This window comes from Lactonifactor longoviformis (assembly GCF_042848515.1).
Taxonomy (GTDB): Bacteria; Bacillota; Clostridia; order Lachnospirales; family Lachnospiraceae; genus Lactonifactor; species Lactonifactor longoviformis.
The window spans coordinates 1,376,590-1,391,168 of sequence record NZ_AP031453.1 but is presented as its reverse complement, the minus strand read 5'-3'; the positions used below and the strand labels follow the sequence as shown (position 1 = coordinate 1,391,168).

Sequence of the window (14,579 nt, the reverse complement as noted above, 5' to 3'; positions counted from 1 at the left end):
TTCATACCAATATAATTTTGCAGTCCCAGACTGCAGAATTACAGTTAATATTAACCAGGGTCACGCCTATGTGCCGAGGTGAGAGTGGATACTCTGCTTTGTTTTATCAAATGTCTTACTCAGACCTTTAATACTTTATCATAAACAAAATGGTAAGTCAAGCATTTTAATATTTTCTTTATAAATCCTTGTTTTTTATGTAAAAGAATGTCATAATAGATCGGAATACTTGAACTGGAAAAAGGAGAAACTTATGGACAAAAAAAGAGGAAATTTTTCAAGTAAGATTGGGTTTGTCCTGGCAGCTGCGGGATCCGCAGTTGGACTTGGCAATCTGTGGCGCTTTCCGTATCTGGCAGCCAAATACGGGGGAGGAATCTTTCTGCTCGTGTATCTCATTCTGGCTGTAACCTTCGGTTTTGCACTTATGACCACTGAAATCGCCATTGGGCGCAGAACAGGACTCAGCGCGGTAGGTGCATTCAAAGCCCTGGACAAGCGTTTTAGTTTTATCGGATATCTGGGATGTATCGTCCCCTTTATTATCACCCCTTACTACTGTGTCATCGGGGGCTGGGTAGCAAAATATCTTTTTGAGTTTGCATCCGGCAGAGTGGCAGAAGCTGCGGGTGACACTTTCTTCACGGGTTATATTTCACAGACAGGCGGTCCTCTTCTATGGTTTGCCTTATACGTCATTTTAAATGCCGTGGTTGTACTTGCCGGTGTACAAAAAGGAATTGAAAAGGCCAGCAAAATCCTAATGCCCGTACTTATTGTGCTCTCCATTGGAATCACTCTGTTTTGTATCACACGCCCGGGAGCCATGGAGGGTGTGAAATATTATCTGCTGCCTGATTTCAGCCGCTTCTCTATCACCACAGTGCTGGCTGCGATGGGACAGATGTTCTATTCTATGTCATTGGCCATGGGAATTATGATAACATACGGCTCCTACATGAAAAAAGATAACCATCTGGAGAAATCGGTACGACAGATCGAAATATTTGACACAGGAATCGCTTTTCTTGCGGGACTGATGATTATCCCTTCTGTCTTCGTATTCTCCGGCGGGGATGAGGCGGCGCTAAACAAGGGAGCCGGACTTATGTTTATGACTCTCCCCAAGGTTTTCAACGACATGACTCTGGGAGGTGTACTGGGCACTGTTTTCTTTGTCCTGGTGCTGTTTGCAGCCCTTACTTCTTCCATCTCTCTGATGGAGACAACGGTTTCGATCTTAAGAGACAAGTTCGGGTGGAAGCGTTCTTCAGCAACCCTGGCTGTTACCATATTTATACTGGCGCTGGGAAGCTTTGTCTCTCTGGGATACGGTGTATTAGACTCCCTGCGGCCGCTTGGATTCCAGCTTCTGGATTTCTTTGATTTTGTGAGCAACAGCATTCTGATGCCTGTGGTGGCGCTGCTGACCTGTATCTTTATCGGATATATCATAAAACCCAAAGTGATAGAGGACGAGGTATCTATTAACGGTGAGTTTAAGGCCAAAAAATTCTACGAGGTAATTATTAAGTACATTGCACCTATCTGCTTGCTTGCTATCCTGATCTTTTCTATTCTGGAAAATCTGGGAATGATCAGTGTATAAAAGACGGGGACAGGAATTCTTGTGAATTCCTGTCCCCAATTCTCTTTATTCTTTCTCAAAGCTGCCGCATCTTGTATCATCACAGTGACAGGCACTTGCCCCGTTAATGGTAATCTTGTCTGCAGAGCATCTCTCATCGTCATTATATACGCATTGACAGGCTTCGCAGTCAACGCTGATTGTCTTGCATCCGCATCCTGCAGAGTTTGAAGAAGATTCCCCGGTACGCTCACAGAAGCTAGAGCAGCAGGTTTCATCCGGCTGTTTTGCATCCTCTCCGGAAACCAGGATATCTCCTTTGGAACAATATTCATCACAGTTATATATGCATGATTTGGCAGTACAGCTCAATAATGGCATATAATTTACCTCCTTATATTAGAATCGGAGATAGTATGTGCCGTTTTACTGAATCTATGCACCCCTGATCTAGTTTTCCACTTCTATTTTCCTGATTTCCTTTGTTCGTATTTCCTTGGCAATTTCTTCTATAAAAGCATCCAGCGGCTTCTGACCCTCATCTCCAAGATAACGGCTTCTCACAGATACCACACCTTCCTCTTCTTCTTTTGCCCCAACTACCAGCATATACGGCACCTTTGCCAGGCGGCTCTCCCGTATCTTGTATCCGATTTTTTCACTCCTGTCGTCTACGCTGCAGCGGATTCCATTCTCCTTCAGCTTAGCCTCTACCTCAGCCGCATACCCATGGAATTTTTCTGATATAGGAAGTACTCTCACCTGTTCCGGGCACAGCCATGTGGGGAATTTGCCCGCATACTTCTCAATCAGCCAGGCCAGTGTTCTCTCATAGCATCCCATACTGGTTCTGTGGATGATAAACGGACGTTTCTTTTCTCCGTTTTCATCAATATAGTACATATCAAACTGCTCTGCCAGGGCAAAGTCCAGCTGTATGGTAATCATAGTATCTTCTTTTCCGTATACATTTTTTGCCTGGATATCCAGCTTCGGACCGTAGAAAGCAGCTTCCCCGTCAGCCTCAGTAAAGTCAAGCTCCAACTCTGTGAGAAGCTGACGCATCTTACCCTGGGATTCCTCCCAGTACGCAGCATCTCCGATATACTTTTCTGTGTTTGCAGGATCCCATTTGGACAGACGGAAGGTTACATCCTTCTCCAGCCCCAGCGTTCTGAGGCAGTACAGTGCCAGCTCCACACACCCTTTGAATTCATCATTGATCTGTTCCGGTGTCATGATCAGATGCCCCTCAGAAATGGTAAACTGACGTACCCGGGTAAGGCCGTGCATTTCCCCGGAGTCTTCATTTCTGAATAAGGTAGAAGTCTCTCCGTACCGCAGCGGCAGATCCCGGTAGCTGTGCTGTGCCGCCTTGTACACGTAATACTGGAAGGGACATGTCATAGGGCGCAGTGCAAATACCTCTTTGTCCGCCTCTTCATCTCCCAGAACAAACATACCCTCTTTATAGTGATCCCAGTGCCCGGAAATTTTATATAAATCACTTTTTGCCATCAGAGGTGTTTTTGTTCTCACATATCCCCGCTTTTCTTCCTCATCTTCTATCCAGCGCTGGAGTGTCCGAATCATGATCTCTCCCTTCGGCATAAGAAGCGGAAGTCCCTGGCCGATCACGTCCACGGTTGTAAAAAGCTCCATCTCTCTTCCCAGTTTGTTGTGATCCCTCTTCTTGGCTTCTTCCATCTGCTCTAGGTATACATTCAGCTCATCCTTTTTGCTGAATGCTGTTCCATAGATTCTGGAGAGCATCTTATTCTTTTCGTTTCCTCTCCAGTAAGCACCGGAGGAAGAGGTCAGCTTAAACGCTTTCACTCCCTTTGTGTTCATAAGGTGCGGACCTGCGCACAGATCCACAAAATCACCCTGAGAGTAGAAGGAAATCTCTTCTCCCTCCGGTAAATCTTCTATGAGCTCTACTTTATAGGGCTCTCCCTTCTCCTTCATAAAAGCAATCGCTTCTTCTCTGGGAAGGGTGTATTTTTCCAGCCTGGCGCCTTTCTTAATTATCTTCTTCATTTCCTTCTCAATGGCATCCAGATCTTCTCTGGTAAAGGACTCATGTTCAAAGTCATAATAAAAACCAGTATCAATAGAAGGTCCTATGGCCAGCTTTGCTTCCGGATACAGGTTCTTCACAGCTTCTGCGAGGATATGAGACGCTGTATGACGCAGAGCCGCCAGCCCTTTTGGGTCATTCGCAGTCAGAATATTTAATTCACAGTCTTTGTCCACTATAGTTCTCAGGTCAACGGTCTCCCCGTCCACCTCTCCGGCGCAGGCAGCCCTTGCCAGTCCTTCACTGATGTCCAGCGCAATGTCATACACAGATTTTGCTTCCCTGTATTCTTTCTTTGTTCCGTCTTTCAATGTAATTATCATGATATTCTCCCTTTCTTTTCATCTCACTTACCACCCTGCCGGCTCATCGGAGAACGTTCCGAATATAACAAAAAAAGCCCGCCCCCTGTAATTCTTAGCCGGAATTACAAGGGACGAGCCTCTGTTATCAGCTCGCGGTTCCACCCTTTTTGCTGCCTGCCCCGCCGGGAGCATCAGCCACTTCATTGGACGATAACGGAGTCACCGGACCGGATTAGGGCCACTCAGAGGTAGTCTTCAAATGTTTCCCGGCTAAGATACTTCCAGCAGCTGTATCTCTCTCTGGAGCCTTCCGCATTCTACTTGTCTCTTCAGCGTGTTCTCTTATTACTGCTATTTTTCATTATAACCCGGGAAAAAAGTTTGTCAACCACTTTTAGATGTTCCCGGCGGCTTTATCTTTTATCACTGCAAAGGATTCTCTGACCAGATAATTCACCTGCAGAATCATGTCTGAGGAGGCGGGTATTCCATAAATATGCGTATATCCCAGCTTTTTTCCTATGGCTACGCCCCTGTACACATGGAAATCATTGGTTACAACTCCCGCCGAAGCATTTTTATCCGTAAGAAAAGCCTGGCTGAATTTCATATTTTCTACTGTGTCTGTGGATTTGTCTTCTATCCTCAGCCTGTGTTTGGAAATCCCTTTACTGAGCAGATATTGTTCCATTGCCCTGGCCTCTGTAACAGTTTCGCCGGGGCCCTGCCCGCCGGACAGCACTGCTGTAGTACGCGGATTCTCTTTTAAATAGTCTTCAGCGGCGTACAGCCTTTTATACAGAGCCTTACTGGGAATTTCCCCCTTTACCTTCGCCCCCAGCACAATAATATAATCCAGATTCTCCGGCGGCTGCCTGCGCATCCCGGAGAAAATGCAGCCTGCTGCTCCCAGAAACAGAAGCAGGCAAAAAACTACAATTAAACCCGCGCTTATCTTTGCCCAGACCGGAAGCAGAGAGAGCAGGGCAATTCCCCGCCTCTGGCTCCAGCCGCACAGAAGACCCAAAACCAGAAATATCCCGCCCAAAAGCAGCCAGAACCTGGAAAACGTCGCCTGCAGTCCGGCATAGGAGATAATTACCAGATAATATCCCAGAGATATAATGCACAGTGCCCACCAAAAAAACTTCATGATGCTTCCCATCCCTTTCATTACCTGAGAAGGGCGGAGGAAAAGCTTCCCCCGCCCCTTATTCGCCTGCCTATTATTTTCCGCAGCACTTTTTATACTTTTTGCCGCTGCCGCACGGACATGGATCGTTGCGTCCGATCTTCGGTCCTTTTACAACAGTGCCTGATTTCTTCTGCTCCAGATATAATTCCTTTTTCTTATCTTCTGAAAAGATATCATCCCACATGGGCAGATTGTAAAGCCAGTCAGCCTTAGCATCAACCATGTTTTTATATAACAGTTCTTTGTCAAATCCCAGATTCACAACTGTATCTTCGTCCATCTCCTCGATGGGATTGGGAACCTTTAAGCTGTCGTTGATTCCATCCAGGAATCCAACCATGGTCATAACTTCTATTTCATATTTTTCTGCTAACTCCTTAACGGTACCTTTTACCACCTCTTCAGGATTCACCAGAAGTTTTTCGTAGATGCCCTTTTCAATCATAAAATAATTTGTCCAGAATTTCTGCAGCTGGCTTTTGTCAGCCTCCTGAGAATATGCTACATCTCTCCACTCTTGTAATAATCCCATGTATCTTACCACCTTTTGCTTAATATTCGTATTTAATTCTAACAGATATAGTATATACGATAGGGGGGATTTTTTCAATCCTAATATTTTTCCCCTGCCCGGTTGCTATTTTTAAGGAAAGGATTGTATAATAGCTGTATCAAAAGCTGGGAGGGAGTTTATGAATTATAACTATACAACGGTGGACTGGCTGCTCTTCTTCTATATTTATTGTTTTATCGGCTGGTGCATTGAATCCACTTATGTATCCATACATAAGAAAAAGTTTGTCAACAGAGGGTTTATGAGGGGGCCTTTTCTTCCGCTGTACGGCAGCGGAGCAGTACTTATGCTGTATGTGACCATTCCTGTACGGAACAGTCTGCTTCTTACCTTTGCAGCAGGAGCCGTGGCTGCCAGTATACTGGAATATATCACAGGAGTCTGTATGGAAAGCCTTTTTAAAGTCCGATATTGGGATTACAGCAATAAGCCCCTGAACTTCCAGGGACATATCTGTCTGGGCACTTCCCTGGCGTGGGGCTTTCTCACCATCGTGCTGGTGGATTTTATTCATGAGCCTATTGAGCATTTCGTATTGGCGCTGAATGTAACACTGGCTGCTGTGATAGCGGTTATACTGACTGTTGTCATAGCAGGAGATATGGCTCTGTCCTTTAAGGCCGCCCTGGATCTCAGAGATATTATGGAGCGCATGACTAGAGCTAAAGAAGAGCTTCAGAAGGTACAGACACGTCTGGACGCCATCGCCGCTTTCTCTACCCCGTCCTTTGCCGAACGCGGGAAGGAAACCGCCGGTGAACTCCTTCAGAATATCCGGGAAAAACTGGATGAGCTGACGCAGAGTGAGGGCCTTCGTACTACCTATGAACAATTTCAGGAAGAGATTGAACGCCTGAAAGAGAAATTTATTATTGAGCGGGAACACCAGGGAGTTGTTCGAAACCGCCTGGGATTCTACAAGAAACAGATGCTCAAAGGCCATCCAAGCGCTACCTCCAGAGCCTTCAAGGATGCTCTGGAAGAGCTGAAAACCATTGCGGAAGAAAAAAAATCCGGAAAGAAAAATTAGTTTCCTGTCATTCATTTTTATGAATATTGTCAATATTTATTTTTTGTATATCTTTTTTTCAGTTAGCTTGACATTGTTTTGTTTTAGACATATAATCTATATAAATAGTGAAATTTTGAGATTTTTTGTCACATTTGATGAAAATGTCTGCCAAACTTTTTCACTGGAATGAATTTATTTTTTTGTGCCTTACGTCCTCTGGGACTAAAAAATGAAGAAAAGAGGTAGAATCATGGAAAAGCAAAGCTTAATTATCTGCGGTAAGCTCTTTGACGGAATCAAGGATGAACTGCAGGAAAACATGGAGATTCTTGTAGAGGGTAGAAAAATCAAAGAAGTAGGGAAGAATCTCAGCCGACCCAAAGATGTTGAAATCATTGACTTAAGTCATCTTACAGTAACCCCGGGGATGATCGATGCCCATGTACACGGCAACCTGATGCGCTGGCAGGAAGTAGACAATATCTTATTCCACTCGGAAGGCTACAGTACCCTGGCATTTTTACATACGGCAGAGCGCTGCCTGGAAAGAGGTTTCACCACCATCCGCTGCAACGGCATGGGGCCTCTGGGATATGGAATCGTAGATGCAAAACGCGTGATAGATCGGGGACTTTTCCCTGCTGCCCGTATGAATGTAGGAGCACATATGCTGGGCGGACCGGGCATGCCGGGGGATATGAGTATGTATGCCTATGAAAATCAGCCCCTATCTGACTTTATGCAGATAGACACCATCGGAAGCGGCCCGGACTTTTTCCGCACCCAGGTCCGCAGAGAAGTAAAATACGGCACTGACTTTATCAAGATCTTCCTGTCCGGAAGTTTCCTGAGCCCGGACGGAGGCCCTGAGATCAGTTATCTGGACGACGAAGAATTGGAAACCATCATCCGCACAGCTCATGACCTGGGCAAGCCGGTAACTGCACACGTGTATCCGCCACGGATGATGAAAAAGCTTTTACAGTTCGGAATCGACGGCATGGAACACGGTGCTCTTATGGATGAAGAGACGGCACGTATGTTTGAAGAATCTGATACGTATCTTGTGCCTACCTTCTCACCATTCCAGGATACTCTTGAGGATAACGATGATATGTTCGCAAAAAATACTGCCGACAGCCAGATGAAACTGAAAAAATTTGCTCCAAGGCTGAAGGAAAGCCGCAGGATCATTCGTGAGAGCAAGATTCGTCTGGGATACGGCTCTGATTTCTGCGCCGTACACCAGCCTTATGAAAGCTGGTATGAGTACCGCAGCTGGCTGCGCTCCGGCATGGATCCTTTCCGTACTCTGAAAGCCGCCACCAGCGTAAATGCAGGCATACTTCGTCTGGATCACCTCGTTGGAACCATTGAGCCAGGAAAGCTGGCTGATGTATCCGCATGGCACAGAGATCTGCTGACAGACTGTGACGCTCTCAGTGAATGCGACTTCGTAATGAAAGAGGGAAAGGTATATCCCACTGACAACAAAATTATTGATGAAGAATATGTTTAAGCCTGTGTGACTTCAAGAAAAAAGCCTTATCCGGAAAAATATTACGTTCCGGATAAGGCCTTTTTACTTGACAGCCTTCTGTACTGCTGTTATGATAGAGTTATAAATGTAACTAATTTGATTACAGTTTGTTTTATAAGGAGGTGTTTCGTATTTCAAAAAAAGGACTCAGTGTTTTATTAGTTTTACTGTTTGCCCTCTCCATACTTCTCTCTGCCTGCAAAGAGAAAGAGCCGGTGAAAGAGCAGACAGCTTCAGAGGTCACTCAAACGAATGTCAGCACCACACCGGAGGAATTAAAAAGCATGCTGGATGCAAAGCAGGAGATGGTTCTTGTGGATGTACGCTCTTTTAATGACTACGGCATGGGCCATATCCCGGGGGCTATCAATATTCCTTTAAACAGCTTAGAGATGCTGTCTAAGGAACAGCTTCCAGACAAGGATGCCCCCATCTATGTATACTGCAGTACCCAAGACTGCAGCAATGAGGCCGTGGAACTGCTGTCCGGCGCCGGTTATACACAGGTGTACAATGCCGGGAGTTATCAGGATTGGCCTTATGACACTACAGCTCCCATCAGCTGCTGAGGGTTCTAAAATCCTGTATCGGAGATACAGCTATTGCTATATGGTATCTGTGTACATAGAATACCATACATGCAAAGCCCCTGCAATTATGCGGGTTCGTATAATTGCAGGGGCAATAAGGGGAGGATAAGTATTCTACTTTTTCTTTTGTTAACACCAACAGCTGTGCCTTGTTGCCTTGGCACTGTCTGATGGATTACTTATAGTATGACCTCTATTTTTCAAATTATACAGCGCAGTAGAAATTTTTTAAAATATATTTATAGAGGAGGATTTAAGAAAAAATAGCCCCGCAGCAAAGATGCTGCGGGGTTACTATAAGGGGGAGGATAAGTATTCTTATTCTTTTCTTCTGTATTCCCCACGAAAAGCGCCGCGCCTTTGCGGCATCCCTCCGTGGATTACTTATAGTATGAACCAAAATAAAAAAAGTATACAGCTTTACAAAAATTTTTCTTCCTGTTTACAAATTCCTGGTAGCAAATTCCGTTAGACGGCATAAACTATTCTTGTATGTATTATTTCGTACAGAAAGGATGGAGGAAATTGGCGCATCAGAAAGACAAACAAAATATGCCGCCCGTATACAGGGAACTGCAGGAGAGGAAATTTATCTATAAATACGAGCTTGCAGTGGAAGAGATTCAAAATTATTTAGCAGCGGTGACAGATCCGCTTAGCCGTGAATGTGGACGTGATATCGTAGAATTTCAGTGTTCCAGGATTAAAACCGCGGACAGCATTGTGAGGAAGCTTACAAAAAAGGGATATCCTGTTAGTGTCAAAAAAGCTTCTGAAAAGCTGAACGACATCGCAGGGGTAAGAATTGTATGCGATTATACAGATGATATCTATGCCATCCGGAAACGGCTCCTGGAAGAAGAGGATCTGGTTCTGGTGAAGGAGAAAGATTTTATCAAAACCCCTAAAAAAAGCGGATACCGGAGCCTGCATCTTATTTTCGAAGTCCCTGTGATTATAAATAAACTACTGGAACCTGTCAGAGTTGAAGTCCAGCTGCGCACCGTCATTATGGATTTTTGGGCACGTCTGGATCACCAAACCCGTTACAAACATAATTCCCAGAGCATCAAAGAGATATATCATGAACTGAATGAATGTGCCGCAATCGGCGAACAGATGGATAAAAAGATGCTCCAGACACGACGTTTTATAGAAAAAAATTCGGAACACTCATTATGAGCGCCTGACGGTATATCAGGCGCTCATTTTAATAGATTCTCAGCATATCCAGATAATGGTCAATATGCTTTAATTTTTCTTCGTGGACATTCCCCAGCCTTCTGCTCATTCCCACACATAATATTTCAATAATAAAATATCCCGCAACAAAGGAATTAAAATAATCATTGCTGTCTATATCTACTGTAAAAATGACTTCAGCATAGGAAGCCAAAGGTGCACTGTGTCTGTCTGTCACAAGGATAATCCGCGCCCCTGCATCCTTGGCCATCTCCATGGCCACACGGTCTAATTCTGAATATCGGGGAAAACTAAAGGCAATAAGACAGTCCTCTTTTTTTATATCACTCAGGTTATCAATCACACTTGCAGCCGATGTGTTAGTTATTATTACCCCGGGTATAATTCTCTTAAGCAGTACATAGCAGTCTGCGGCCAGCCCCATATTAGCCCTGGTGCCCAGAATATATTTGTTCTGGCTGCCCAGTATTAAATCAATGGCTTTTTCATACGTCTCCCACTTGTTATTTACCAGCGCGCTGGTAAGATTATTCTGTACTATCGCAGCATAGTTACTGATATAATTCTTATCCTCCTGCTGTCTGCTTTTTTTCAGACGCTCTGCAGGAATATCCAGGCTTGCGGAAATTTGGTTTTTTTCCTTTTGATAGCAGGATCGAATTGTTTTCTGAAATTCCATAAAACCAGAATATCCCAGTTTTTTCGCAAACCGTATGACAGAAGCTTCACTGACCCCCAGATGTACTGCTATGTCTGTGGAGGTCATAAAACAGGCGTCCCCCAGATTATCCAGAACAAAATCCCCAATAACCTGCTCTGTCTTTGTCAGATTGGAATTAAATATTAATGCCCTTATACTGTTCACTCTTTTCTCACTTTCCGCTGTAAATGTAACAGCTGTTCCCCTCACTGAGTTTCAAATTGTGAATTATTTCACTTTCTATAGATACTATTTAAACATATTCCTTCTGTTTTTTCAACTTAATTTTCCTTAGGCATTGTAAGTTTGTTATAAAAATATCATTTCTAACTTTTAAATTTTGGTAATTATATATAATTTTTATTCAAAAATTTGGTGCTATAATGCTAATTGTTTTTTTATTCTACTCATGCTATTCTAGATTTATATTAAAGAATATTTTTCATCTTTTTATTATTTTGAAGAATAATATTCCTTATTATCCAAGCGCGCATGGTACTGTGGTTAGTTTAAAAAATGAAGAATGGAGAATCAGAATGAAAGTAGGATGTGTAAAAGAAATTAAAAATAATGAATACCGTGTGGGAATGACGCCAGACAATGTCAAATCCTATGCAGATGCAGGTCATACCGTATATATTGAAAGAGACGCCGGTATTGGTTCCGGCTTCACCACAGAAGAATATGAAAAAGCAGGGGCTGTCATACTGGATACACCGAAAGAAGTGTGGGACACCTGCGAAATGATGATCAAAGTAAAAGAGCCTCTGGAATCCGAGTATTCGTATTTCCGCAAAGATTTAATCCTTTACACCTACCTTCACCTGGCAGCAGACCGTCCTCTCACAGACGCTATGCTGTCCTCTGGTATCAGAGGAGTGGCCTACGAAACTTTGATTGAGAGAAATGGCAGTATTCCGCTTCTTTCCCCTATGAGCCAGATTGCAGGGCGTCTGAGTATCCAGGAAGGAGCAAAATATCTGGAGAAGCCATTTGGCGGATCTGGCGTACTGCTCTCAGGCGTACCGGGAACCCCTAAGGCTAAAGTTGTTATCCTGGGGGCAGGCAGTGTAGGTACCAACGCCTGCAAAATTGCAGTGGGCATGGGCGCCGACGTAACGATTATGGATATTAATCTGGAACGTCTGGCCTACCTGGATGATATCTTTGGAGCCCGCATCCAGACCTTATACAGCACGCCTTCCAACATCCAAAGCCAGCTGGCTCAGGCAGATCTGGTCATCGGCTCTGTACTGATTCCGGGAAAGGCGGCTCCCAAGCTCATTAAAAAAGAATATTTGAAGGACATGAAGCCGGGCAGTCTGATTGTAGACGTAGCTGTGGATCAGGGAGGCTGCTGTGAGACAACAAGAGTAACCTACCATGATGATCCCACCTTTGAGGTTGACGGTGTAGTTCACTACTGTGTCGGAAACATGCCGGGAGCCGTTCCCAGAACCTCAACCATTGCCCTCACCAATGCCACCTTGAAATACGGTCTCCAGATCGCCGGCAAAGGCCTTGAAAAAGCCTGTCTAGACAATGATGTGATCTTCTCAGGCATTAATACTTATGACGGTTTCAGTACCTGTAAAAATGTCAGTGACAGCTACGGGATGGATTACAAAAACATCAAAAAATTAATCAAATAATTGTATAAATAAAGCATGCATTTTATACATTAAATTATAATTTACAAAATATTTTCCCTATGATACTATAAGGGTATAATATTAAATACATATGCCATATGGGGATGGCAGAAGGAGGTATTATGTTAGTTTTAAAAAACTGTAACTTTCTGGGGGAATTAGTAGAAGGCTATGAAAATGCAACCGGTGATATCCTGATAGACGGTGACCGGATCAAGAGCATTGCTCCCTGCGGAACAGACTGGGAAGATGCGGAAACGGTTGACATGGCGGGCAAATACGTACTTCCCGGACTTTTCGATTTACATATTCATCTGACACTCTCCGGCGGAGAGACGCTGGTAGACAATGCAAAATCTCCGGTTCAGCAGGCCTTGGACGCAGTTAAATTTGCCAACGACACACTGATGGCAGGTTTTACAACCGTTAGAGATGTAGGATCCTCCCACAATGTTGCCATTGAACTGCGCAATGCAATCAATGCCGGCAACTTCCCCGGACCGAATATCATCGCCTCCGGAAAAATTGTAACCCCAACAGAGTGCGGAAATGATTTCTTTGCCGGCCTGTATAATGAGGCTGACGGCAGAGATGCCATCTGGAAATCTGTGCGGGAAGAAATGAAAGCAGGTGCTGACTTTATTAAAATCATGGGAACCGGTGCGGTTATGAATCCGGGCGGAGCTCCCGGACAGCCGATTTATACCCTGGATGAATTACGGGCAGTTGTGGAAGCAGCACGTTTTAAAGATACCTATGTGGCAACCCACTGTCATGGAACCCAGGCCATTAAAAATTCTATTATCGCAGGCGTCCGCACAATTGAACATGCCTCTATCCTTGACGACGAGGCTATTGAAATGTTAAAGGATAATGATACCACTTACATTGTGCCTACTCTGAATATTCTTCACGGACTGGCTGACAGTGTTCCCGAAACCTCTATTTTCATGAAGGCAAAAGCCCAGAAGGTTCTGGAATCTCTAAGAGTCGGAGTTCGCAAGGCCTACGAAGCAGGACTTACCATTGGTTTCGGTACAGACCAGGGCGGTACCCCTCTGACACACGGGGAAAACGCAGATGAATTCGCTCTGAGAAGAGATTTCTGGGATATGGATGAGATGGATATAATCAAACAGGCTACCATTGACAGTGCACGAATTGTATACAAGGATCAGGATTACGGTACACTGAAGGAAGGCAAGGTGGCCGATATCATCGCTCTGGACAAGAACCCGCTGGAGGACATCTCCGCATTCAAATACAATCTTGTCAATGTAATCAAATCAGGTGTTGTAGTAAAATAAATTACAGACTTAATATTCAGAAAAATAAGAGCGGTACCGTGCCGCTCTTATTTTCTGCCTGTCTCCGGGATCCTTGTTTTCATATTCCCGAACTTCGTTTACTCAAAGACCATCCCATCCACGATTTTTACCGTGCGCCGCGCCGCCTTGGCTACCTCCAGATCGTGGGTAATCATCACTATAGTATGGCCCATTTTATTTAATTTTCCAAATAGCTTCAGCACTTCTTCTCCGCTTCTGGTGTCCAGTGCGCCGGTGGGTTCATCCGCAAGCAATACAGCGGGCTCTGATACCAGCGCTCTGGCGATGGCTACTCTCTGCTGCTGTCCGCCGGAGAGCTCCGAAGGTTTGTGATTCAGCCGATCGGACAGCCCCAGCATATGGATTGTCTCCGCGCAGGCATCCTGGGCCTGCCGATGGCTCATTCCCCGGATAAGAAGGGGCATGATAATGTTCTGCACCACAGTATAAGTGGAGATGAGATGGTATTTCTGGAAGATAAAACCGATCTCCCGGTTTCTCACTTTGTTCAGTTCTTTGTCTCTCTTTTCGTGTATGGCATCTCCGTCCAGATAGTACGCTCCTGAGTCAGGTATATCCATACATCCAATCATATTCATTAGAGTGGATTTGCCGGAACCGGATGGTCCCAGGATGGCCAGAAATTCTCCCTTCTCCACAGTCAGACTGACATCTTTTAGTACATGGAGCTTTTCCTCTCCCATCTGGTAGCTTTTATTAATTTTGTCCATATGAATCATAACCTTCTGATCCGGAAATTCATTTGTTAGCTTCTCCCTTGTCTTCTTTTCTTTGACTTTGTGTAATTTCAT

13 protein-coding genes are annotated in these 14,579 nt (G+C 44.5%); 7 read left to right on the top strand and 6 right to left on the bottom strand.

Annotation, left to right across the window (positions count from 1 at the left end):
* The first annotated feature begins 253 nt into the window (after positions 1-253).
* Positions 254-1,609 (top strand): sodium-dependent transporter, encoded by a 1,356-nt coding sequence (locus ACGHCT_RS06415; protein WP_154257419.1) that lies wholly within the window; start codon positions 254-256, stop codon positions 1,607-1,609.
* 45 nt (positions 1,610-1,654) lie between these two features.
* Here the strand turns inward: ACGHCT_RS06415 and ACGHCT_RS06410 are convergent, their stop codons facing one another.
* From ACGHCT_RS06410 to ACGHCT_RS06395, 4 genes are all read right to left on the bottom strand, one after another.
* A complete protein-coding gene (locus ACGHCT_RS06410; protein WP_072848966.1) occupies positions 1,655-1,969 on the bottom strand; it encodes a DUF1540 domain-containing protein in 315 nt (104 codons plus the stop codon).
* A gap of 69 nt (positions 1,970-2,038) precedes the next feature.
* Positions 2,039-3,991, bottom strand: a complete 1,953-nt coding sequence (gene thrS, locus ACGHCT_RS06405; RefSeq protein ID WP_390438940.1) for a threonine--tRNA ligase — start codon at positions 3,989-3,991, stop codon at positions 2,039-2,041.
* Between the two features lie 376 nt (positions 3,992-4,367).
* Complete coding sequence (locus ACGHCT_RS06400; protein ID WP_072849341.1) at positions 4,368-5,126, bottom strand: YdcF family protein; 759 nt, start codon at positions 5,124-5,126, stop codon at positions 4,368-4,370.
* Between the two features lie 73 nt (positions 5,127-5,199).
* The gene (locus ACGHCT_RS06395) at positions 5,200-5,700 is read right to left on the bottom strand and encodes an SEC-C metal-binding domain-containing protein (protein WP_072848969.1); all 501 of its coding nucleotides are present in this window, start codon (positions 5,698-5,700) and stop codon (positions 5,200-5,202) included.
* 160 nt (positions 5,701-5,860) lie between these two features.
* On the opposite strand from ACGHCT_RS06395, the gene ACGHCT_RS06390 reads away from it, so the two are divergent.
* From ACGHCT_RS06390 to ACGHCT_RS06375, 4 genes are all read left to right on the top strand, one after another.
* Complete coding sequence (locus ACGHCT_RS06390) at positions 5,861-6,772, top strand: hypothetical protein (protein ID WP_072848971.1); 912 nt, start codon at positions 5,861-5,863, stop codon at positions 6,770-6,772.
* Positions 6,773-7,004: 232 nt separating this feature from the next.
* Positions 7,005-8,273, top strand: a complete 1,269-nt coding sequence (locus ACGHCT_RS06385; protein ID WP_072848972.1) for an amidohydrolase family protein — start codon at positions 7,005-7,007, stop codon at positions 8,271-8,273.
* A gap of 236 nt (positions 8,274-8,509) precedes the next feature.
* Positions 8,510-8,863 carry a rhodanese-like domain-containing protein gene (locus ACGHCT_RS06380; RefSeq protein WP_084067609.1) on the top strand — a complete coding sequence of 118 codons (354 nt, stop codon included), beginning with the start codon at positions 8,510-8,512 and terminating at the stop codon, positions 8,861-8,863.
* Between the two features lie 546 nt (positions 8,864-9,409).
* On the top strand, positions 9,410-10,066 hold the full coding sequence (locus ACGHCT_RS06375; protein WP_158640971.1) for a GTP pyrophosphokinase family protein: 657 nt from the start codon (positions 9,410-9,412) through the stop codon (positions 10,064-10,066).
* A 28-nt stretch (positions 10,067-10,094) separates the two neighbouring features.
* On the opposite strand, the gene ACGHCT_RS06370 is transcribed toward ACGHCT_RS06375, so the two are convergent.
* Entirely contained in the window at positions 10,095-10,952 is an 858-nt protein-coding gene (locus ACGHCT_RS06370; protein ID WP_072849345.1) for a MurR/RpiR family transcriptional regulator, read from the bottom strand.
* 371 nt (positions 10,953-11,323) lie between these two features.
* Between ACGHCT_RS06370 and ald the strand changes: the two genes are divergently transcribed.
* Together ald and ACGHCT_RS06360 are read left to right on the top strand one after the other, a co-directional pair.
* A complete protein-coding gene (ald, locus tag ACGHCT_RS06365) occupies positions 11,324-12,439 on the top strand; it encodes an alanine dehydrogenase (RefSeq protein WP_390438936.1) in 1,116 nt (371 codons plus the stop codon).
* A gap of 122 nt (positions 12,440-12,561) precedes the next feature.
* Positions 12,562-13,746: an amidohydrolase family protein gene (locus ACGHCT_RS06360; protein ID WP_390438934.1), complete on the top strand. Its 1,185-nt coding sequence runs from the start codon at positions 12,562-12,564 to the stop codon at positions 13,744-13,746.
* 98 nt (positions 13,747-13,844) lie between these two features.
* Here the strand turns inward: ACGHCT_RS06360 and ACGHCT_RS06355 are convergent, their stop codons facing one another.
* Entirely contained in the window at positions 13,845-14,579 is a 735-nt protein-coding gene (locus ACGHCT_RS06355) for an ABC transporter ATP-binding protein (RefSeq protein ID WP_390438932.1), read from the bottom strand.

Bases quoted from the DNA above. Each gene is read 5' to 3' on its own strand.
- ACGHCT_RS06395 (WP_072848969.1), bottom strand. From the start codon at position 5,700: ATGGGATTATTACAAGAGTGGAGAGATGTAGCATATTCTCAGGAGGCT.
- thrS (WP_390438940.1), bottom strand. From the start codon at position 3,991: ATGATAATTACATTGAAAGACGGAACAAAGAAAGAATACAGGGAAGCA.
- ACGHCT_RS06385 (WP_072848972.1), top strand. From the start codon at position 7,005: ATGGAAAAGCAAAGCTTAATTATCTGCGGTAAGCTCTTTGACGGAATC.
- ACGHCT_RS06410 (WP_072848966.1), bottom strand. From the start codon at position 1,969: ATGCCATTATTGAGCTGTACTGCCAAATCATGCATATATAACTGTGAT.
- ACGHCT_RS06400 (WP_072849341.1), bottom strand. From the start codon at position 5,126: ATGAAGTTTTTTTGGTGGGCACTGTGCATTATATCTCTGGGATATTAT.
- ACGHCT_RS06415 (WP_154257419.1), top strand. From the start codon at position 254: ATGGACAAAAAAAGAGGAAATTTTTCAAGTAAGATTGGGTTTGTCCTG.
- ACGHCT_RS06360 (WP_390438934.1), top strand. From the start codon at position 12,562: ATGTTAGTTTTAAAAAACTGTAACTTTCTGGGGGAATTAGTAGAAGGC.
- ald (WP_390438936.1), top strand. From the start codon at position 11,324: ATGAAAGTAGGATGTGTAAAAGAAATTAAAAATAATGAATACCGTGTG.
- ACGHCT_RS06390 (WP_072848971.1), top strand. From the start codon at position 5,861: ATGAATTATAACTATACAACGGTGGACTGGCTGCTCTTCTTCTATATT.
- ACGHCT_RS06355 (WP_390438932.1), bottom strand. From the start codon at position 14,579: ATGAAATTACACAAAGTCAAAGAAAAGAAGACAAGGGAGAAGCTAACA.